Below are 19,660 nucleotides of genomic sequence, written 5' to 3'. Positions count from 1 at the left end.
CCGAGGGAGGGGTTATCCCCTCCCCTTAAATTCCTTTCCGTAGAGTTCATCGGCCTTCCTTCTAAATTCCTCAGAAAGAACAGAAAGTCCTTTCCTGTTCAGTATCTCGGCTATTTCCTCGTAAATGGAAGCTGCTTCAAGGAGCTTTCCCAGTTTTACATAGCAATCGGCAACTGCTTTTCTCAAAAAGGTGTTGTCGGGCTGAGACGGAAGGGCGGGAAGGACAGCCTCAAGGAGCTCCCCGCACCTTTCCTCTTCAAGGAGCTCCGCTACCAGCTCTTCAAGGTCTTTTGGGGGAGCTCCCTTTTTTTTCTTCAACCTGAGGAAGATTACCATAAGAGCAAGCAGAACTAAAACAGGAACGCCAATTTTCACTAAAAGTTCCCCAATCTTTAAACTTGTCCTGCTGGAAGAAAGTCTATTCTGAATATTTCTAGGTTTATTAGTTTCTAATAATTTATCCTTACCTCGTAATAAAGAGTTTTTAGGCTTAAGTTCACTTTTATTTTTAAACTCTCTGTCCTCTCTTTGTTCCTGTTTTTTGGCATTTACACTCACATTTTTTTCTATTATGACCTGGGTTTTCTTTAACTCTTCCTGGGCATTTTTCAAAATTTGCTCATTTAATTCCTCATTTATGGCCGTTTTATCAGTTATATCTTGGCTTTTAGATGTAATATTGATAGCATTATTGATTTTAACCTTTTGGTTTTTAGAATTGCCGAGGTTTTTCAAAGAGGTGCTCTTGGGTTTTTTCTGAAGATTAGAATGTTTAGGTTTTGATTTAACAGTAGACTTAAACTGAGCGAAAAAAACATTTTTCGGGGAGTATCTAATTCTTGTTATGTAGTAATCTTTTATTTTTCCTTTAAGTTTTTCGTTTACAAACCGCTCAGCATCGGAAAAGGATTTAAAAAAGCCGATTCTTACCTTATACCTTCCGTTTCTGTAAGAGATTCTCGCATAAGGAAGATCTTTAAGCTTCCTTAAAATCTCCTGAGCCTTTGACATCTCCTTAAAGGAAGCCACCTGAACAGTATAAAAGAACTTTCCTGGTTCAGGTTCAGCTCCATGAGTGTTTAAAGTAAAAATCAGAAAAAGAAGAGTTAAAAATTTCCACATTACTCACCAACCTTCTTCTTTAAACTCTTCACTTCAAGCTCTAAATCGTGGATTATTGTAAGCATCTGTTTCAATGTTTCCATAACAGGGTCTGGAAGCTGACCGTGTTCAAGGTCAACCCTTGTGGGTTTTATTCCATCCCTCTTAACAACCTTTCCGGGAATCCCAACAACCGTTGAGTTCGGCGGAACGTCTCTGATAACAACTGAATTTGCCCCTATCTTACAGTTGTCCCCTACTTTCACAGGCCCCAGTATCTTTGCGCCGGCACCTATAACAACGTTGTTTCCAATCGTTGGATGTCGCTTTCCCTTTTTTGTGCTCGTTCCCCCAAGGGTTACCTGGTGGTATAGGGTAACGTCGTTCCCTATCTCCGCAGTTTCCCCGATAACAACGCCCATTCCGTGGTCTATGAAGAAACGCCTCCCTATCTTTGCTCCCGGGTGTATCTCTATTCCTGTAAGCCAGCGGGAGATGTGGGAAACAAGGCGGGCAAGTGTTTTTAACCTGTGGTTCCAGAACCAGTGGGCCAATCTGTGGAACCAGATGGCGTGGAGGCCAGGATAGCAGAGGATAACCTCTAAAATACTCCGAGCTGCCGGGTCTCTTTCAAAAACAGTTTGAATATCTTCCCTCAAGCGTTTCAACATTTTCTATACCTCTATGCTAAAATTGAGCTGCTGGAGATAGGAGGTGTCTATGTCTGACGCTTGCGAAAAAAAGTATAAAAAATACGAAAATTTCGCAAAGCTGTTTGAAATACTCTCCAACCCAATAAGAATAGGAATTATAGTATCCCTGTCTGAAAGGCCAAAAAAGCCAAAAGAGATAAGGCAGGAGCTTGGAGTTCCACAGCCTCTTCTATCGCAGCACGCAACAATTCTGAGGGAGATGGGAATAATTGAAAAGGTTGACAGGTTTAACGTTAAATCTCCCTGCAGACTTAAGGATAAATCGGTAATAAAGATACTAAAAGCTGCAGGAGTTCCCATCAACGAATCTTCAGAAGACTCAGGGAAATCAGTGCAAGAATAACGGAGATTATCCAGAAACGGACAGTAATCTTCGGTTCTTCCCACCCTAACTTCTCAAAGTGGTGGTGGAGAGGAGCCATTCTGAAAATTCTTTTTCCCTTTCCGTATTTTTTCCTTGTGTATTTAAAGTAATACCTCTGAACTATCACAGAAACGGTCTCTAAAACGAAAATTCCACCGGCGATCGCAAGGATAAACTCCTCTTTTGTCAGAAGGGCAACGGTTCCGAGGAGAGCTCCCAGAGAGAGGGAACCCACATCTCCCATGAAAACCTCTGCAGGGTAGGCATTAAACCAGAGGAAGGCTAAGGAAGCTCCAATCAGAGCGGAACAGACAATTGCAAGCTCCCCGGCACCGGGAACATAAGGAAGGTGTAAGTAGTTTGCAAGCTTAACGTTTCCGGCAACGTAGGAGAAAACTGTAAATACGAGGGCCGTTGTAATAACTGGGCCAATTGCAAGGCCGTCTAAACCGTCTGTTATGTTCACGGCGTTTGAACTCCCAACTATGATAAAAACAGCCCAGGGAATGAAGAGCCACCCGAGGTTAACGTGGAGGTTTTTAAAAACGGGGAAGTAGAGCTCCGTTGAGAAGCCGGAGAAGTAGAGGAACAGGGCAACAGCAGTTGCAACGGCAAGCTGTGAGAGAAACTTTGCCCTCTCTGAAATCCCCTCAGGGTTTTTAAGCTTAGCCTTAACGTAGTCGTCAACAAAACCGATGATTCCAAACCCGACAACGACGAAGATAACAACCCAGATAAACGGATTTAAGAGGTTATTCCAGAGAAGGACGGCCAGAAGAAGGGCAGTTATTATGAGAAGCCCTCCCATTGTAGGAACCTGCTTCTTCTTGTGGGTTTCAGGCAGGTATTCCTTAATTGTCTGCCTGAACTGTAAATCTTTCAGCTTTCTCTCAAAGTAGGGGTAGAGGAAAAAGCCGACGAACATTGCAGTAAGGGCTGCGTAGATGCTCCTGAAGGTTATGTATTTAAAGAGCGTTATTCCAAGGGCTTTGTAGAGCAGAAGGTAGAGCATATCACCTCTCTAACTTTACGTCAAAATAGTCTCTCAGTCCGTCTCCCAAAAGGTTGAAGGCAATAATAACTAAAGAGATTGCAACACCGGGCACAAGAACCCAGGGGTAGGCCGAAAGGACGTGAACGTTGCTGGCCTCGGAGAGCATGTTTCCCCACGAAGGAAACGGCTCCTGAACCCCAAGACCAATAAGGCTTAGAGCGGCTTCCCCCAAAATGTAGCCCGGAATGCTTAGAGTAGCGGCAATTATAACGTAGGAATACGTAGAAGGTATAACGTGCTTTAAGATTACGTAAAAGTGGCTTCCGCCAAGAACCCTTGCAGCCTTAACGTAGTCAAGCTCCCTGATAGAGAGAACCATTCCCCTTATAACCCTTGAAAGACCTGCCCAGCCGATGAGGGAGAGGATTGCAACGATAACGATAAAGACCAGGACGCTCGGCATATCAACGGGGAACATAGACCTTAAGGCAAGCATAAGGTAGAAGGCGGGGAAGGCCATTAAAATCTCAACAAGCCTCATTATAACGGTGTCAACTACTCCACCAAAGTAGCCGGCAACACCTCCTATTAGAAGGCCTAAAGTGAAAGAGATTGCAACTCCAACGAGTCCCACGGTTAGAGAGATTCTGGTTCCGTAAATAAGCCTTGAGAAGATGTCCCTGCCCAGCCTGTCCGTTCCGAAGATAAAGATGTGGCCTCCATCTTTAACTCCAAAGAGGTGAAGGTCTGTCTTTATGAATCCAAAGAGGTAGTGAGGGTATCCCTTAACGAAAAACTCAATCGGGTATTTCTTTGAGTAGTCAACTGTGTAGAGCTTATCTACAGGGTCAACGAGTTTGTGGCCGTAAACAAAGGGCCTTAAGTGGAAGTGGCCTTTCTCATCAAAGAAGTGGATTGGAGTTGGGGGCTGGTAGGGGTGGTGGCGGAACTGGATGTCGTAAGGGTAGGGGGCTATGAAGTCCGCAAAGAGGGCAACGAAGTAGAGGAAGATGAGGAAAACGAGGGAGTAGGCAGCGAGGGAGCTCCTCCTGTAGAGTGAAATAAAAAAGTTGAGGAACTTACCTGCCAACCTTTCCCTCCACTTCCCTTTCTCTTATTCTCGGGTCGTTGAGGGCTAAGAGAACGTCTGCTATAAGGTTTCCAATAACCAACATTATCCCGCCGATGTAGAGGGAGCCCATAACGACAAAGAGGTCTTGAGACATTACGGCGTCAAATATGAGCCTCCCCATTCCCGGCCAAGCCGTAATTATCTCAATGAGGGCAGCACCAGAGAGGAGGTTGGCTATGTCAAAACCGATGAGGGTGAAAAAGGGGTTCAGTGCGTTCCTGAAGGCGTGTTTTAGAACAACCCTTTTGTATGGAAGCCCTTTGGCGATTGCTACTTTAACGTAGTCTTTGTTTAGCTCGTCCAGAACTGTAGACCTGACAAGGCGGAGAAGACCTGCAATGCTTCCGATAACAAGAACGGTTAGGGGAATCGCCATGTGCCAGAGCCTGTCAAGGACTTTCCCGAGAAGTGAGAGCTTCTCGTAGTTCTGAGAGACAACTCCCCCTATGGGGAAAAGCCCAGTTTTTGCGGCCAAGTACATAAGTATAAAGGCTAAGAAGAAGTTGGGAACAGAGATTCCAAAGAGGGAGAAGAAGACGATGAGCCTATCTAAGAGCTTTTCCCTGTAAACGGCTGCAACTATTCCCAGTGGAACGGCTATGAGCCAGGAAAAAATAAAAGAGGTAACTGTTAATTCCAGAGTGTTTAAAAGCCTCTCTTTAATCAGGTCTAAAACCGGCTTGTGGTAGGCGAAGGAGTAGCCAAGGTTAAACGTAAGGGCGTTTTTGAGCCAGTGGAGATACTGTAATAGGAGATTCTGGTCTAAACCGTAGAGGCGGCGGAGCTCCTCAATGGTCTCTTTTGAAACCGAAGGGTTCAGTTCAAGCTGTGTAAGGTAATCTCCCGGGGCAAGCTTTATAACAACAAACGAGACAAAGGTCATCCCGATAACTATCGGAACCATCTGAAGCAGACGCTTCAGTATGTATCTGAGCATATCAGCTTCTTAAGTATTCAGTAATTACCTGATTGCCGCACTGGAAGACTCTCTTTATCCTGAATCGCTTAACGGCATCAAGGGTTTTAAAGCCCTCTCCAGAAGTGAGGGAAGGAACGTCGTCTCCTCCAACAACAACGGGAAGGTGGATGAGCCTTATCTCGTCAACAAGGTCGTTCTTTATAAGTTCCCAGTTGACGGAGCTCCCCCCCTCAACCATCAGCTTCTCAATTCCCATCTCCTTGAGTTTCTTGAGGAGCTCCACAAAGTCAACCCTATCCTTGCCGGCAATTACAACGTCTGCTCCCTTTTCCTTAAAAGCTTTTATTCTGCCAGCGGGAGCTCTCTCAGAAACGGCAATAACAGTTGGAGCAACACTGATGTTTAAAACGTTAGCATCTAAAGGAATATCTCCCGTTGAAGTTGGAATAACCCTTATCGGGTTTTCGCCCTCAACGTAGCGGACTGTGAGGTTCGGGTTGTCTATCCGAACGGTGTTTGCGCCGACCATTATCCCATCACACTCAGCCCTTATCTGGTGAAGGTATTTATTGGCCTCTTCGTCCATAAGCTTCATTATCTCTTTACTTGAAACCCCTTTAGCAAGGGTGAGTTTACCGTCTATAGTTACTTCAGAAACTATCAAAACGTAAGGTCTATCCATCTTAAACCTCATACTCTTTCCCGTAACGTTTGTAAAGGTAGTAGAGCCTGTGGAGAAGAGAAAGGAGAGACATAACGGCTATAAACTCAATTCCGTAGGTTAGAAGCTTGTGGTTAACAGGGTATAGGATTGAAGTTGTAAAGAGGACGATAAAAGTTTCAGGTCTTCCAAAGAAGCCTGTGTTCTCAAGGGGGTCTTTAATTTTGCCTATCTCCCTCTGCTGATAGCCGATTTCAGCGTAGGCAACGGGCTTTATGAACGTGTGGAGCATCGTTGAAACAACTGCAAGGAGAGCAACCCACGGGCTTGCATACTTGAGAGCAACGGCTCCAAGGACAAAGCCGTCCACCCACTTGTCGGCTATCCAGTCAAAGACTGCACCGAACTTTGTGGCCTTTCTGTTGTTAACGGCAACGTAGCCGTCGCACAGGTCAAGGACTCCAGAGACAAAGAGGAGAAAAGCTCCAATAACAGGATGGCCTGAAAAGTAGAGAACTGCAGAGAGTGTTCCAAAAACGACGGCCATAAGCGTAATAACGTTGGGTGAAACGTTGGCCTTTGCCAGAACCCACCCAAAGGGCGAGTAGAGTTTCTTCAGAGTATCTCTCTTACTGGTTATGTTCATTACGGTCTCCCGATACTTTCATACGTGCATATCTGTTTCATAACGGAAGGCTCCCAGAGGTTCCTCCCGTCAACGACAACCTTGCCCTTAAGTTTATCAAAATCAACGTCTTTAAACTCTTCCCACTCGGTAACAAGAATTAAGGCATCTGCTCCCTCAAGGGCTTCATACTTATCCTCTACGAACTTCAGCCTGTCTCCAAACCTTTTAATATCTTCACTGAAAACCCTCTTGGCGTTCTCAAGGGCCACAGGGTCGTAAGCTTTAACTACTGCTCCAAGCTCAAGGAGTTTCCTTACTATCGGAATTGACGGAGCTTCCCTCATGTCGTCTGTTTCAGGCTTGAAGGCAAGCCCCCAAACGGCCACCGTCTTCCCTTTAAGGTCTGGAATGTGCTTCAGGAGTTTCTCTACAGGCTTTAACTTCTGCTTCTCGTTTACATCTATTACAGCTTCAAGAAGCTTAGGTTCCTCTCCTGCTACTTTTCCTGTGTGTATCAAAGCCTTAACGTCTTTCGGAAAGCAGCTTCCTCCGAATCCGCAACCTGCCCTTAAGAAGTGTGGGCTTATCCTGTGGTCTAACCCCATTCCCCTGGCAACTACCGTTACATCTGCTCCGAACTTTTCACAGATGTTTGCCACTTCGTTTATGAAGGAGATTTTCGTTGCAAGGAAGGCGTTTGAGGCGTATTTGATCATCTCCGCTGTTGGAAGGTCTGTTATGAGGATTGGGGGCTGGAGCTTTTCGTAGAGTGAGGCAACCATTCCTGCAACGTCTCTGTTGTCTGCCCCTACAACTACCCTGTCGGGCTTCATGAAGTCCTCTACAGCCTTTCCCTCTCTTAAGAACTCCGGGTTTGAGACAACGTCAAAGCACTTCTCAGGCTCTTCTATCCCTCTCTTCCTTAAAAGACCGGCTATGAACTCCTTTGCCCAGCGGCCTGTTCCAACGGGAACTGTTGACTTGTTGACTATTATCTTGAAGTCCCCCTTGCAGATGTGCTCTGCTATGCTCCTATAGGCGCTCTCAACGTAGGAGAGGTCTGCAGAGCCGTCTTCCCGGGATGGTGTTCCGACGGCTATGAAGATGAAGTCTGAATTTTTAACGGCATAGCCGTAGTCTGTTGTGAACTCTATGTTCCCGTTTTCTATGGCCTTTTCAAGTATCCTGTCAAGGCCGGGCTCGTATATGGGAACCTCTCCCCTTTTCAGCCTCTCTATCTTCTCCTCATCAACGTCAAGGCCTATGACCTTGTGGCCTAAGTAGGCAAAGCAGGCTCCAGAGACAAGTCCTACGTACCCTGTTCCTATTACCGCTATCCTCTTCAACCTTTCGCCTCCCTTAAAGCTAAACCGTAAAGTAGTCCAAGCTCGCTTACAGTCAAATAGTCTTTATCAAAGACTTCACAGAAAACCTTAAAAAAGGCAAGTCCGGGAACGATTACGTCTGCCCTGTTCTCCTCAAGGCCTTTTATCTTCTTCCTCTCCTCAACGGTCAATTTCGTAAGTTTTCTATACCACTTCTCTATTACATCCCTCCCGACCTTGTAGCCGTGGACGATTTCAGGCCTGTATACCTCCATCTCCTCTTCCATTGCAACAACGGAAGTTATGGTTCCTCCAACGGCATAGACCTCAAAGGGCGGTGAGACGTGCTCCTTTACCTTGAGGAGCTCCTCCCTCACAAACTCCTCAAGGGATGAAAGCTCTTCCTTTTCTGGTGGATCAGACTTTAAGAACTTCTCCGTAAGAAAAACGACTCCAAACTTTAAACTTTCTAAATACTCAATCCTCTCCGCCGTTCCGTAGACTATCTCTGTGCTTCCCCCTCCAAGGTCAACCGTCATTGCACGGCCTTGTGGCTTAAAGGCGCTGACGTTTGCCCAGAAGACAAGCTCCGCCTCTTCCCTGTCTGAAAGGACGGAGAGCTCTATCCCAAGCTCTTTCACCTTTTTTAGAAACTCATCTGAGTTCTCGGCAAGCCTTGCCGCCTCAGTCGTTACCGCAATAACTTTTTCAGCTCCATACTCATCTATGAGCTTTTTAAACTCCTTTAAAACGGTTAGTGTTCTCTCTATGCTTTCCTCTAAAAGTCTTTTTGTTTCTCTAACGCCTCTTCCCAGTTTTGTAACCTTTCCAACCTTTAAAACGGGCTTAACTTCTCCATCTTCAACGTCTGCAATAAGAAGCCTTGTTGAGTTCGTCCCTATGTCAACGGTGGCTATCCGCAATCTTCCCTCCCGGCTATAATTGGTTGAAAATTCTACCAACCGGAGAAGAGGTGTTTACCGGGCTGATTGAGGAAGTTGGAACGGTAAAGGAGATAAGAAAGGGTGGGAAGGGAACTCTCCTCTCCATAAGGTGCTCAAAAGTCCTTGAGGGAACAAGAATAGGAGACAGTATAGCTGTTAACGGCGTCTGCCTTACCGTTGTTGAGATGGGGAAGGACTACCTCTCGTTTTTCGTCTCAAACGAGACGCTTCAGAGGAGTAATTTGGGGGAGCTCCGCTCCAGAACCCCCATAAACCTTGAAAGGGCACTGAAGGTTGGAGACAGGCTTGGAGGCCACATAGTTCAGGGGCACGTTGACACAACAACCAAGATAACAGGAGTAAAGAGAGAAGGAGAGAGCTTTATCTTCACCTTTAAACTACCAAAGGAATACTCTCACCTGTTGATAGAAAAGGGATCCATAGCCGTTGACGGGATCAGCCTAACGGTTGCAAGGCTTGGAAGTGAGGAGTTCTCAGTGGCCGTTATTCCCCACACTTACGAGAATACAAACCTTAGATGGAAAAAGGCAGGAGACAGGGTAAACCTAGAGTTTGACCTGATAGGAAAGTACGTGGAAAGGATGTTGAAGGGCGCCCCGGGAAGGGACACCCGGGGAATTACTCCTCAACTTCTACTGTAACGTCTTCGCTGTGCCAGAGGCCGTGAAGGTTGCAGTAGGCGTGGGCTGTAAGTGTTGTTGTCTCCTCAAGCTTAACCTTGAAAACGACCTCAGAAGCAGCCCTTTCTGGCTCAAGGTCGGCCCTTCCTGCTAGAAAGTCTCCAGCCCAGAGGGAGATGTGGGAGATCCAGTGCTCTTTAGTGTTTGGGTGGGGAATGTCCTTTCCTACAACAACCCTTACCTCAAACCACTCTCCCTTTTTAACCTTTGCAGGAGCTTCAATTACAGGTGTGTGCTTCCTCTTGCCTTCTGGCTCTGGTCCGTGAACTTTCATGGTTCCTCCTCCTCATCAAAGTTTTTATCTCAGCATTCCTTGAACAATTACATCTACAGCTTCGTCCTCTGTTAATCCCCTTGCCATAAGGGTCTCAAGCTGTTTCTTGTCTATGCTACCGATTGCCGCCTCGTGGGTAACTTTGGCCGTTTCATCGTTAACAACAACAACGGGAACAGCCTTAACCGTTACGTCTTTTCCTCTAATAACCTCGGAGCAGTCAATGTGGCCTCTGCACCTTGGTGCGTTTCCGTAGGTCTCACCTACGAATGTTGCCTTTGTCTCATCTACAGCAATTATACGGCTCTTTGATATGCCCCTGGACTCCTCACCGTTCAGGTGGATCACGTCCTCAACGTATATCTCATCATCCTTCTTTCCAATCATCTTTGTTTCAAATACTGCAACGCCCTTCTTATCAACCTGTGCTTTGAGGACTATACGAACCTTTCCGGCCCTTCCCCTTGTCTGCTTGAAGACAGATCTAAAGTAGGCGTTCTCACCTATGTAGGCGTCGGTCTCCGTATCAAGCTCAACGAAGGTATCCTCACCGTTGTAGTGGAGGTCTAAGAACTCAAACCTTGCGTTCTTCTCAACCCTAACCTTTAGCTTGTTCTTGTGCTTAAGCTTTATCCCCTCCGCCATAGCACCGTAGACCTGGAACTTAACGTCGGCACCCTCTCCAACAACGATTTCACCCTCTGTTGTCTGAACCTCTGTTGTTTCAGCAGCGCCGAAGCACAGGGTTACAGGCTCTTCAAGTTTTGTTCCCGGCTCAACGTAAACCTTAGTCTTAACGCCCGTTGGAGTCTCTATCACCTCAGACCTTACGCCGGGAGCCGGATAGCGGACGATGATCTTGTTCCTGTCAACCAACAGGTTGAACCTGTTTCTCTCAAAGAGGTCTTTGGGAAGGCCTATCTGGATGAACTTCTTTGCAACTGTATCAAGAACGTTTTTTGTTGCCATTACTCACCTCCTACAAGTTCCGGGTTGCGGACTTCACACTTGACGCACATTGTTTTGAACTTCTGACCCACATCCTTGGGGTTTCCGGTCTGAACAACCTTGCCGTCACACATGAGGGTTGCCCTGTCTGCAATCTCGGCAATCTCCTCCCTGTGGGTAATCATCAGAACGGTTGTTCCTCTGTCCCTCATCGTTTTAATCATATTTGCAATGTCTTCCATTGATGCAAAGTCAATGCCTGAGTCGGGCTCGTCTAAAACGGCAAGCTTCGGCCTCATTGCGAGAACTGAGGCAAGCTCAACCCTCTTCCTCTCGCCGCCAGAGAGGGTGTCATCAACGAACCTGTTGAGGTATGAGCAGTCAAGGCCAACAAGCTCTAAGCACTCAACAACGTCAAGCTCCGGGTTGTTCCTGCCCGAGAGTTTCAGGTATTCCTCAACGGTTATCCCTTCAAAACGGGCAGGTTCCTGCCAGGCGAGTGTAATTCCAAGTTTTGCCCTTTCGGTTATGTCAAGGCCGTTGACCAGTTTGTCCTGAAAGATTATCTCTCCAGAATCGGGCTCTTTCAGGTCGTTTATTCCCATTATGAGGCTTGCGAGGGTTGACTTACCTGCACCGTTGGGGCCCAGAACTGCGTGGATCTCACCCTCGTTAACAACAAGGTTTACACCTTTCAGTATCGGTCTTCCGTCTATGGTAAGCTTTACATCGTTAACCGTTAGAAGTGGAGCCATTGCCTCCTCCTGTGCTGTTTAATTTGAATCTTAATTCCAACTTTCCTGATTGTCAAGCATTTTATCAGCCTTATTGAGAATCTTTATCAATTAATTGACTGGCTGTTCACTTTCCATAAATTTCTGAGGGTCAGAAAAGAAGAGGAGAAGGAACTTGAAGCTGATAATTGTTGGAGCAGGAGAGGTTGGAAGGGAGCTGATAAAGAGGCTCCAGAAGGAGTGGAAGCTGGTAGTGATAGACCAGGACGAGGAAAAGCTCCAGAAGGTTGTAGAGCTCCTCAACTCCGAATCCCTCAACAGGGTTGTTTTACTTCAGGGAGACGGAACCAGCAAGCTCCTTCTGAAAAAGGCGGGAGTTGAAGATGCAACGGCCTTTACAGCCTGCACGGGGGACGACGAGGTAAACCTTGAGGCCTGCAGGATAGCAAAGGAGTTTGGCGTTCCAACGATTTTTGCCGTCTCAAACAGCACAGAGAACGATGAGAAGTATGAGAGGGAAGGGATAAACTACGTAAACAAGGCAGTTGCAACGGCCTCCCTCCTTGAGAGGCAGATAGAGTCGGGGATTGTAAGCCCAACCAACATCGGCCTTGGACAGGGGGAGATAATTGAGGTTTCTGTTATGCCAACCTCCATACTGGCAGGCTACCCTGTCGGGAAGTTCACGTCCCGAAGGTGGAGAATAGTTGCCATTTTCAGAGGGGATAAGCTGATACTCCCAAGGCCGAAAACGGTAATAAAGCCGGGGGACAGAATTCTGATAGTTGGAGATCCGAAAATCCTTAAGTATATTGCCGGTCTCATAAAGTCTGGAGAGCCCCAGTTCCCTCTGCAGTTTGGAACGGAAGAGGTGGTTTTCCTCCCTGAACATTCAGAGAAAGCAGTTAAGGATGCAAAGTTCTTCTACGAGAACACAAAGCTCTCAAAGGTCTCTTTCTACACCTGCAGAGACAGGAAAGACCTCCTTATACGCTCCTTTGAGGAGATAAAGAAGGGAGATGTTAGCGTTAAAGAGCTTAAAAACTGTGAAAAGGAGTTTTTTGAAAACATAAAGGAAGAGAACTTCGGCCTCATTGTTATGCCGGATAAATACAGGGAGCTCCCGCTGTTCTTAGGAATAAAGACGTTTCCTGTAGTAGTCGGAGAGGAAACTTTATCTCCCGTTGCCGTTGCAAGGGGAACAACCCCCGTTGAGAGGATTCTTGTTCCAGTATCAGGATCTTTCAGCGGTATAAGGGCCCTTGAGGTGGGGATAGAGCTCTCCCTGATGCTCAACGCCTCCCTTACAGCCCTCTACGTTTCACCCTTTGAAAACAACAAGAAGACCGAATCTTTAAGAGAAAGGATTACAAAGCTTTCAACTATGTATAAGGTTCCCATAGAGTTTAAGGTTAGGGTTGGAAACCCCATAAGGGAGTTTGCCGATGAGAGCAAGGGCTACAACCTCTCTGTAATAGGGGCGAGGAAGGGCAGAAAAACAAGCTGGTTCAACCCTTACCCACCCTACCACATGCTCCACAGGTCTAAGTGCACCTCAATCCTTGTCTGCGTAGGTGAGTAGATGGAAGGTTTGCTGGTATCTTTAATTTTTATCTCAATAGGCATTCTCTTCGTTCCTTTCCTCAGTAAGCTCCTGAGAATTCCCGTCTCTGTAGGTGAAATACTCTACGGAATAGCCGTTGGGAAGTCGGGGCTTAACCTGATTGAGCCGTCCCAGTGGCTCCAGTTCCTCTCAACCTTTGGCTTTCTTCTCCTTATGTTCATTGCAGGGCTTGAGGTTAAGATTAAGGAAATCTATAGGTTGCCTTTAAAAACAAAGCTCATCTACACGGCCGTTCCCGTTTTAATCCTCTCTATTGCCTTTGTCTCTGGTATGGAGCTCTCCTTTAAACCCTTAGTTTCGTTAGCTTTGGGAGCCATATCTGTCGGAATTGTTGTTGCAGTTTTAAAGGAGAAGGGGCTTCTACCCACCCGCTACGGAAAAACGGTCTTCTTAGTTGGAATTGTTGGAGAGGTTCTAAGTATAGGAGCACTTACACTTTTCGGCCTCTACACGGAGTTTGGCTTTGGGATTAAGTTCTGGAAGGGAATTGGGGAGCTCCTCCTCTTCCTCCTTGTGGCAAGGCTCATCCTCGTTTTCCTGAGGAGCTTTGTCTGGTGGTATCCGAACCGTTTCAGGTTCTTCTTTGAGAAGAACCCGTCTGAAATTGGGGTAAGGATAAGTTTAGCCGTTATGTTCGTCCTCTCTGTGGCGGCATCCCTCATAAACGTTGAGCCCATAATCGGGGCTTTCCTTGCCGGGGTGATATTTGCAACGGTATTTGAGGACACGGAGAACATAGAGGAGAAGCTCTCAGGGATCAGCTTTGGCTTCCTCATTCCCATATTCTTCATCTCTGTAGGGATAAACTTTGTGATGCCCCACCTTTCGCTCCACCTTCTTGAAGTTCTGTTAACCATGGTTGCTGTAAGCTTTGGCTCAAAGGTTGTTCCATCTCTCTTTTTGAAACTTGAGGGCTTAACCCTAAGGGAATCGGCTGCAGCAGGGTTTCTCCTCTCTGCACCACTTACCCTCGTAATCGTCATTGCAGAGCTCGGCGTTAAGATGGGGGTGATTGACCACCACGTAGAGAGCTCCCTAATTTTACTGGCAATCATTACCGGAATCCTTGCCCCTGTTCTCTTCAACCTCACCTACGGGAAGGGAAATGAGAGTAGTAATACTTGACGGATACGTTGACGAGCCCACCTGTTTAGGGGTTCCCCCATACATCTCAACCTACGTTCGTTACGTTGCGGGAGCTCTCGTTTCTGCAGGGCTCCCGGAAGAGAGCATCTCCTACGTTGCTGTAGACGACTACAGGAGAAAAGAGGAGAAGAGGGAGCTCCTTAAAGAGGCAGACGTTATCTTCCTGATAACGGGAATGACCGTTCCCGGAAGGTATTTAGGGGGAACTCCCATAACAAAGAAGGAGATTGAGGAGGTTGGGGAGCTCCCTGCCTACAAGGTTGTTGGCGGCCCTGTTAAGTTCGGCTTTACCTTGAAAGGGGGAAGCAGGGCTGAAAGGCTTGAATTCAAAGGATTTGACCTTATTTCATTAGGAGACGTTGAGCTTGCAGCTTACCACGTTGGGAGGGCACTTGTTGAGGGGGTGGAGCTCCCCACGGGAACATTTACCTTGAAGAGAACAGCCAGGGAAGTTGACAAGTTTGCCCCCCTTGGAGCCTTCATAGTCAAAGACCACTTCTACTACCCTTACGTAATCTGCGAGATAGAGACCTTTAGGGGCTGTGAAAGGAAGCACCACTGTTCATACTGCACGGAGGGGCTCTACGGAAGGCCAGACGAGAGGGAGCCAGAGAAGGTAGTTGAAGAGGTAAAAGCCCTCTACAGAGAAGGAGTTAAATACTTCCGGATAGGAAGGCAGCCAAACATTCTGGGCTACAAGGCCGTTAAAACGGAAGGGGAATTCCCTGAGCCAAACCCCGAAGCAATCTGTAAGCTCTTCAGAGAGATTAGAGAAGTTGGGAAGATAAAAACTCTCCACATAGACAACGTAAACGCCGGAACGATTGCAGCCCACACGGAGAAGTCAAGGGAAGCCTTAAGGTGTATAGCCACCTACGACACAGAGGGAGACATAGCCCCTTTTGGCCTTGAGAGTGCAGACCCGGAAGTGATAAAGAGAAACTACCTAAAAGTTGACCCTGAAGGGGTTAAAACGGCCATAAGGGTTGTAAATGAGGTCGGAGCCTTTAAGGAGAGGGAAAAGGGGCTCTACAAACTACTTCCGGGGATAAACTTCCTCGTCGGACTTCCAGGAGAAACGAAGGAGACCTTCAGGAAAAACATTGACTTCCTGAAGTCTATTTTAGACGAGGGGCTGCTGGTTAGAAGGGTAAACATAAGGCAAGTTATGGTGTTTGACGAAACGCCGATAGCGGATATGGTTAAAAGGCCGAAGACGAAACACAGAAGGGAGTTTGAGAGGTTTAAGGAGTGGGTGAGGGAAAATTTTGACCTGCCTATGATGAGGAGAGTCTTTCCCGTTGGAACAGTAATAAAGGACGTTCTCCTTGAAGCCTACGACGGAGCCCACACCTTAGGAAGGCAGATAGGAACCTACCCGATTCTGGTAAGAATTCCGGAGAAGTTAGAGCTTTTCAGGACAACAAATGTTGTTGTTGTAGGCCATAGAGAGAGGTCAGTAATAGGAATTCCCGTTCCAATAAAGATAAACGAGATTTCACACAAACTCCTTACATACATTCCAGGAATTTCTAAGAACACAGCCTCAGAGATAGTTCTTAAAAGACCTTTCAAAGATAAGGGAAAGCTCCTCTCCCACTTCCCACAGCTTGAGAAGTTTTCAAACGAAATTGAGGTTTAGGGCAGGGGAAATTCCCCTACCCCTCTAAAAGCTTCGCAGCCTCTTTTGCAGTCTTACCCTCGTGAACTATGGCAGCAATAGCCCTGACAATCTTTTCGGGGTTCTCATGCTGAAAAGCGTTCCTGCCAATTGAAACACCTTTAGCACCGGCCTTCATAGCCCCTTCAACCATTTCCAGAATCTCCATATCGTTGCTCATCTTGGGGCCGCCGGCGATAACAACGGGAATGGGGCATCCTTCGGTTACCCTTCTGAATGTTTCAGGGTCTCCGGTGTAGGCAACCTTAACGATGTCTGCTCCAAGCTCTGCAGCGACCCTTGCGCAGTGGGCAACAACGTCGGGATCAAAGGGGTTCTCAATGTGCTCTCCCCTTGCGTACATCATTGCAACGAGGGGCATTCCCCACTCTAAGCACTTCTCAGAAACCCTGCCGAGGTCTTCAAGCATCTTATCTTCGTTCATATCTCCAAGGTTAACGTGGACAGAAACCCCGTCTGCTCCAAGCTTTATGGCTTCCTCAACGGTGCAGACAATAACTTTAGAGTTGGGCTTTGGAGAGAGGTTTGTGCTTGCAGAGAGGTGAACAATGAGGCCAACGTCCCTACCGTGCTTTCTGTGGCCGTGGCGGACGAGCCCCTTATGGATAATGACCGCGTTTGCCCCGCCGTTTGCAACCTTATCTATTGACTCCCTTATGTCTATAATACCGGGAATTGGCCCCATTGAAACGCCGTGGTCCATGGGAATAATGACCGTGTTTCCCGTCTCCCTGTTGATAATCCTCTCCATTCTAATGGCTTTTCCTATTTTCATAACGGAAACCTCCGAAAATATTTTCAGGGTTTAAAAGAATTTGGGTGGGATTTTACGATATTTTAAGGAGAACTACTCCCTTCCCTCCCCGAAGGGAGGGAAGTAGCTGTTGTAGGAAAAGAGATACTTCTCAATGAAGTCGCAAAGGACGTGGCCTAAAGTGATGTGAACTTCCTGAATTCTTGGTGTTGAGAAGCTTTTTACTATAAATGCGTGGTCAACCATTTCAGATAGTTTACCGCCGTCTCTTCCAAGGAACCCAACTGTCAGAATTCCCATCTTTTTCGCCTTCTCAACAGCCTTTATAACGTTTTCTGAGTTTCCGCTGGTGCTTATTCCTATTAAAACGTCTCCTTCCTGCCCTAAGGCTTCAACTTGCCTTTCAAAGATTCTATCAAATGAGTAGTCGTTTGCAACGGCAGTGAGGATTGAAGTATCAGTTGTTAGGGCTACGGCGGGGAGAGCCCTCCTCTCCATGTTAAACCTTCCAACCAGCTCGGCGGCTATGTGCTGGCAGTCTGCGGCGGAACCCCCGTTTCCGCAGAGGAGGATTTTGTTTCCGCTCTTTACCCTCTCTGCAATCTCTTTAAAAACAGAAAAGATCTTTTCTCTGTTCTCCTCTATGAACTCTCTTTTAAGGTCCGCACTCTCTAAAAAGCTGTAGTAGATGAGCTCCCTCATGCGTTCATAGCCTTTAAGAAGTCTTCATTTGTTTTATACTTCCTGAGCTTTTCAAGGAGAAACTCCATAGCCTCAACGGGAGACATTGATGTTAAAAGCCTTCTAAGAATCCAGACTCTATTGAGTTCCCACTCAGGTAGAAGGAGCTCCTCCTTTCTGGTTCCAGACTTGTGAATGTTTATTGCAGGGAAGACTCTCCTCTCAACTAAAGACCTGTCAAGGACAATTTCCATATTTCCGGTTCCCTTGAACTCCTCAAAGATAACGTCGTCCATACGGCTTCCCGTCTCAACGAGGGCTGTAGCAAGGATCGTAAGGCTTCCACCCTCTTCTATGTTCCTTGCAGCTCCGAAGAACCGCTTGGGCTTGTGGAATGCGTGGGCGTCAATACCACCGGAGAGAATCTTACCGCTTGGTGGGGTAAGGGTGTTGTAAGCCCTTGCAAGCCTTGTGAGAGAGTCTAAGAGGATAACAACGTCCTTTTTGTGTTCAACGAGCCTTTTGGCCTTCTCAATAACTATCTCTGCAACCTGAGCGTGCCTTTCTGGGGGCTCGTCAAAGGTTGACGAGATAACCTCGTCAGCCAGAGTGTTCCTCTTCATGTCTGTAACTTCTTCCGGTCTCTCATCTATCAGGAGAATGATGAGGTATGTATCGGGGTAGTTTGTCTTTATTGCGTTTGCAATCTTCTGGAGGAGAACCGTTTTCCCAGCCCGTGGAGGAGCAACGATAAGCCCCCTCTGCCCCTTTCCTACGGGAGTTATCAGGTCAACAACACGGGTGGAGAGCTCCGAAGGGTCGTGCTCCAGCCTGAACCTCTCCATAGGATGGAGGGGAGTAAGCTGGTCAAATTGTGGGCGGGTTTTGGCAACTTCTGGTGGTTCCCAGTTTATTGCGTGAACCTTCAAAAGGGCGTAGTACTTCTCCCCTTCCTTTGGAGGCCTTACCTCTCCTGCTACCGTATCTCCCGTTCTAAGGCCGAACTTCCTTATCTGGGAGGGTGAAACGTAGATATCGCTTGAGCTTGGAAGGTAGTTATTCTCAGGAGAACGCAGGAAACCAAAGCCATCAGGAAGGACTTCTAAAACCCCAACCCTGAAGTTGGAACCCCTCCTTTCCGCATCCTTCTCAAGGATTTTCTTAATAAGCTCCTGCTTCTTTACAGACTTTACCTCTAACCCCAATGATTTGGCAATCTTCCTCAGGTCAAAAATACTCATTTTCTGAAGCTGCTCTAAAGAAAGACCTTCGGCCAAGTTTTCAGCCATGAACGGCTCCCTCCAAGTAGGTTGTTAATATGAGATCTCTTCTTCCTCTTCCCGTCCCCTTCCCGCAATTTTTGAAACCCAGATGCTCAGCTCGTAAAGAGCTAAAAGGGGAAGCGCCATCATTATCTGGGAAAACGCATCAGGAGGTGTGAGAAGTGCTGCTACTATAAATATAACAAGAATTGCAAACTTCCTGTTCTTTTCAAGCATCCTGTAATTTATTATTCCAAGTTTTGAAAGCAACCAGACAACAACCGGCAGGAGGAAAACAAAACCGAATGCAAGAATCATCTGAATAACAAAGGAAACGTAGCTCCCTATCGTTATCTGAGGTGTTAACAGGTCTCCCATAAACCCGAGTAAAAACCTCAAGCCGAACGGGAGTATAACAAAGTAGGCAAAAGAAGCCCCCAAGAAAAAGAAAAGAACTGAAAAGAACATAAACGGCAGAATAAACTTCTTCTCGTGTTCGTAAAGCCCCGGCTCTATGAACTTCCACACCTGGTAGAGGACGTAGGGCAGGGATATGAGAATACCGGCAAAGAACGAAATCTTCAGGGCTGTGAAGAAAGCTTCCGGTGGTGAAAGGAATATGAGCTTTCCCTGAAGGTTTGGCGGAAGAGGCCTTTCAAGGAACAAAAGTATTTTCTTCTTAAAAGGCCAGGCAATCAGGAAACCTACTATTACGGCTATGAACGATTTGAAGAGCCTCTGGCGGAGCTCCTCTATGTGTTCGGTTACGGGGAGCTCCTCTTCGGGGGTCTGGTAGTTCTTCTCTGGCATTTCCTACTCTGCTTATTCCTTAACCTTTATTTTTTCTACCTTTTCCTCTTCCTTCTTGGCCTCAGACTTTGCTACGGTCTCCTCTTTCTTCTCTTCTTTCTCCTTCTTCTCCTCTTCCTCGTCAATTATCCCGGCGGAGGCCTTCCTGAACTCGTTTATAGCCTTACCGGTTGAACGGGCAAGTTCAGGTAGTTTCTTGGGGCCAAAGATGAGGAGAGCAATTACTAAAATTATTATAAGCTCCTGCGTTCCCAAACCAAACAT

22 protein-coding genes and 1 pseudogene are annotated in these 19,660 nt (G+C 46.9%); 5 read left to right on the top strand and 18 right to left on the bottom strand.

Annotated elements, in window-relative coordinates; genetic code table 11:
* Positions 1 to 12 precede the first annotated feature (12 nt).
* The 3 genes and pseudogenes from F8H35_RS02330 to cysE form a co-directional block, all read right to left on the bottom strand.
* Positions 13 to 375 (bottom strand): hypothetical protein, encoded by a 363-nt coding sequence (locus F8H35_RS02330; protein ID WP_472571970.1) that lies wholly within the window; start codon positions 373 to 375, stop codon positions 13 to 15.
* Positions 376 to 855: 480 nt separating this feature from the next.
* Positions 856 to 1,122, bottom strand: a pseudogene (locus F8H35_RS02325) (SPOR domain-containing protein); the annotation flags it as partial.
* On the bottom strand, positions 1,122 to 1,772 hold the full coding sequence (gene cysE / locus F8H35_RS02320; RefSeq protein ID WP_472571959.1) for a serine O-acetyltransferase: 651 nt from the start codon (positions 1,770 to 1,772) through the stop codon (positions 1,122 to 1,124). The pseudogene F8H35_RS02325 and the gene cysE, both read right to left, overlap by 1 nt.
* Before the next feature lie 49 nt (positions 1,773 to 1,821).
* Between cysE and F8H35_RS02315 the strand changes: the two genes are divergently transcribed.
* Positions 1,822 to 2,157 carry an ArsR/SmtB family transcription factor gene (locus F8H35_RS02315; protein ID WP_472571958.1) on the top strand — a complete coding sequence of 112 codons (336 nt, stop codon included), beginning with the start codon at positions 1,822 to 1,824 and terminating at the stop codon, positions 2,155 to 2,157.
* Here F8H35_RS02315 and mraY read toward each other — a convergent pair.
* The 7 genes from mraY to F8H35_RS02280 are packed head-to-tail and all read right to left on the bottom strand — an operon-like array spanning position 2,114 to position 8,760.
* Positions 2,114 to 3,190, bottom strand: coding sequence for a phospho-N-acetylmuramoyl-pentapeptide-transferase (gene mraY, locus F8H35_RS02310; protein ID WP_472571957.1), 1,077 nt, complete (start codon positions 3,188 to 3,190; stop codon positions 2,114 to 2,116). The two genes, F8H35_RS02315 and mraY, sit on opposite strands and share 44 nt — an antisense overlap.
* 1 nt (position 3,191) lies before the next feature.
* Positions 3,192 to 4,262 carry an ABC transporter permease gene (locus tag F8H35_RS02305; protein ID WP_472571956.1) on the bottom strand — a complete coding sequence of 357 codons (1,071 nt, stop codon included), beginning with the start codon at positions 4,260 to 4,262 and terminating at the stop codon, positions 3,192 to 3,194.
* Complete coding sequence (locus tag F8H35_RS02300) at positions 4,252 to 5,241, bottom strand: ABC transporter permease (protein ID WP_472571955.1); 990 nt, start codon at positions 5,239 to 5,241, stop codon at positions 4,252 to 4,254. The genes F8H35_RS02305 and F8H35_RS02300 overlap by 11 nt, the downstream gene beginning before the upstream one ends.
* A gap of 1 nt (position 5,242) precedes the next feature.
* A complete protein-coding gene (locus F8H35_RS02295; protein ID WP_472571969.1) occupies positions 5,243 to 5,905 on the bottom strand; it encodes a dihydrofolate reductase family protein in 663 nt (220 codons plus the stop codon).
* A gap of 1 nt (position 5,906) precedes the next feature.
* Positions 5,907 to 6,530 carry a CDP-alcohol phosphatidyltransferase family protein gene (locus F8H35_RS02290; RefSeq protein ID WP_472571954.1) on the bottom strand — a complete coding sequence of 208 codons (624 nt, stop codon included), beginning with the start codon at positions 6,528 to 6,530 and terminating at the stop codon, positions 5,907 to 5,909.
* Positions 6,530 to 7,858 carry a UDP-glucose dehydrogenase family protein gene (locus F8H35_RS02285; RefSeq protein WP_472571953.1) on the bottom strand — a complete coding sequence of 443 codons (1,329 nt, stop codon included), beginning with the start codon at positions 7,856 to 7,858 and terminating at the stop codon, positions 6,530 to 6,532. The genes F8H35_RS02290 and F8H35_RS02285 overlap by 1 nt, the downstream gene beginning before the upstream one ends.
* Complete coding sequence (locus tag F8H35_RS02280; protein ID WP_472571952.1) at positions 7,855 to 8,760, bottom strand: Ppx/GppA phosphatase family protein; 906 nt, start codon at positions 8,758 to 8,760, stop codon at positions 7,855 to 7,857. The genes F8H35_RS02285 and F8H35_RS02280 overlap by 4 nt, the downstream gene beginning before the upstream one ends.
* A 50-nt stretch (positions 8,761 to 8,810) precedes the next feature.
* Here F8H35_RS02280 and F8H35_RS02275 point away from each other — a divergent pair, with 50 nt between their 5' ends.
* Positions 8,811 to 9,443 carry a riboflavin synthase gene (locus tag F8H35_RS02275; RefSeq protein ID WP_472571951.1) on the top strand — a complete coding sequence of 211 codons (633 nt, stop codon included), beginning with the start codon at positions 8,811 to 8,813 and terminating at the stop codon, positions 9,441 to 9,443.
* Here F8H35_RS02275 and F8H35_RS02270 read toward each other — a convergent pair.
* From F8H35_RS02270 to F8H35_RS02260, 3 genes are read right to left on the bottom strand one after another with little or no spacing between them, the layout of a single operon-like run.
* On the bottom strand, positions 9,421 to 9,756 hold the full coding sequence (locus tag F8H35_RS02270; protein ID WP_472569237.1) for a class II SORL domain-containing protein: 336 nt from the start codon (positions 9,754 to 9,756) through the stop codon (positions 9,421 to 9,423). The two genes, F8H35_RS02275 and F8H35_RS02270, sit on opposite strands and share 23 nt — an antisense overlap.
* Before the next feature lie 24 nt (positions 9,757 to 9,780).
* A complete protein-coding gene (locus tag F8H35_RS02265) occupies positions 9,781 to 10,725 on the bottom strand; it encodes a SufB/SufD family protein (RefSeq protein ID WP_472569238.1) in 945 nt (314 codons plus the stop codon).
* Positions 10,725 to 11,459, bottom strand: coding sequence for an ATP-binding cassette domain-containing protein (locus F8H35_RS02260; RefSeq protein WP_472571950.1), 735 nt, complete (start codon positions 11,457 to 11,459; stop codon positions 10,725 to 10,727). Before F8H35_RS02260 ends, F8H35_RS02265 begins: the two co-directional genes overlap by 1 nt.
* Positions 11,460 to 11,613: 154 nt before the next feature.
* Here F8H35_RS02260 and F8H35_RS02255 point away from each other — a divergent pair, with 154 nt between their 5' ends.
* Genes F8H35_RS02255 through F8H35_RS02245 form a run of 3 tightly spaced genes read left to right on the top strand, consistent with a single transcriptional unit; the run spans position 11,614 to position 15,850 of the window.
* Complete coding sequence (locus F8H35_RS02255) at positions 11,614 to 13,020, top strand: NAD-binding protein (RefSeq protein ID WP_472571949.1); 1,407 nt, start codon at positions 11,614 to 11,616, stop codon at positions 13,018 to 13,020.
* Positions 13,021 to 14,187 (top strand): cation:proton antiporter, encoded by a 1,167-nt coding sequence (locus F8H35_RS02250; protein ID WP_472571948.1) that lies wholly within the window; start codon positions 13,021 to 13,023, stop codon positions 14,185 to 14,187.
* Positions 14,168 to 15,850 (top strand): radical SAM protein, encoded by a 1,683-nt coding sequence (locus F8H35_RS02245; protein WP_472571947.1) that lies wholly within the window; start codon positions 14,168 to 14,170, stop codon positions 15,848 to 15,850. The genes F8H35_RS02250 and F8H35_RS02245 overlap by 20 nt, the downstream gene beginning before the upstream one ends.
* 16 nt (positions 15,851 to 15,866) lie before the next feature.
* On the opposite strand, the gene F8H35_RS02240 is transcribed toward F8H35_RS02245, so the two are convergent.
* The 5 genes from F8H35_RS02240 to tatA all read right to left on the bottom strand — a co-directional run bounded on the left by F8H35_RS02240 (position 15,867) and on the right by tatA (position 19,660).
* On the bottom strand, positions 15,867 to 16,664 hold the full coding sequence (locus F8H35_RS02240) for a 2-amino-3,7-dideoxy-D-threo-hept-6-ulosonate synthase (protein ID WP_472571946.1): 798 nt from the start codon (positions 16,662 to 16,664) through the stop codon (positions 15,867 to 15,869).
* Between the two features lie 72 nt (positions 16,665 to 16,736).
* Positions 16,737 to 17,345, bottom strand: coding sequence for a D-sedoheptulose 7-phosphate isomerase (gene gmhA / locus F8H35_RS02235; RefSeq protein WP_472571945.1), 609 nt, complete (start codon positions 17,343 to 17,345; stop codon positions 16,737 to 16,739).
* On the bottom strand, positions 17,342 to 18,613 hold the full coding sequence (gene rho / locus F8H35_RS02230; protein WP_472571944.1) for a transcription termination factor Rho: 1,272 nt from the start codon (positions 18,611 to 18,613) through the stop codon (positions 17,342 to 17,344). Before rho ends, gmhA begins: the two co-directional genes overlap by 4 nt.
* 24 nt (positions 18,614 to 18,637) lie before the next feature.
* Positions 18,638 to 19,396 (bottom strand): twin-arginine translocase subunit TatC, encoded by a 759-nt coding sequence (gene tatC, locus F8H35_RS02225; protein ID WP_472571943.1) that lies wholly within the window; start codon positions 19,394 to 19,396, stop codon positions 18,638 to 18,640.
* 12 nt (positions 19,397 to 19,408) lie between these two features.
* Complete coding sequence (gene tatA / locus F8H35_RS02220) at positions 19,409 to 19,660, bottom strand: twin-arginine translocase TatA/TatE family subunit (protein ID WP_472571942.1); 252 nt, start codon at positions 19,658 to 19,660, stop codon at positions 19,409 to 19,411.

It is taken from the genome of Thermovibrio sp., assembly GCA_015488335.1.
In the GTDB taxonomy this organism is placed as follows: domain Bacteria; phylum Aquificota; class Aquificia; order Desulfurobacteriales; family Desulfurobacteriaceae; genus Balnearium.
Note: the sequence above shows the minus strand (reverse complement) of the source record. Positions and strands in the feature narration are given on the sequence as shown.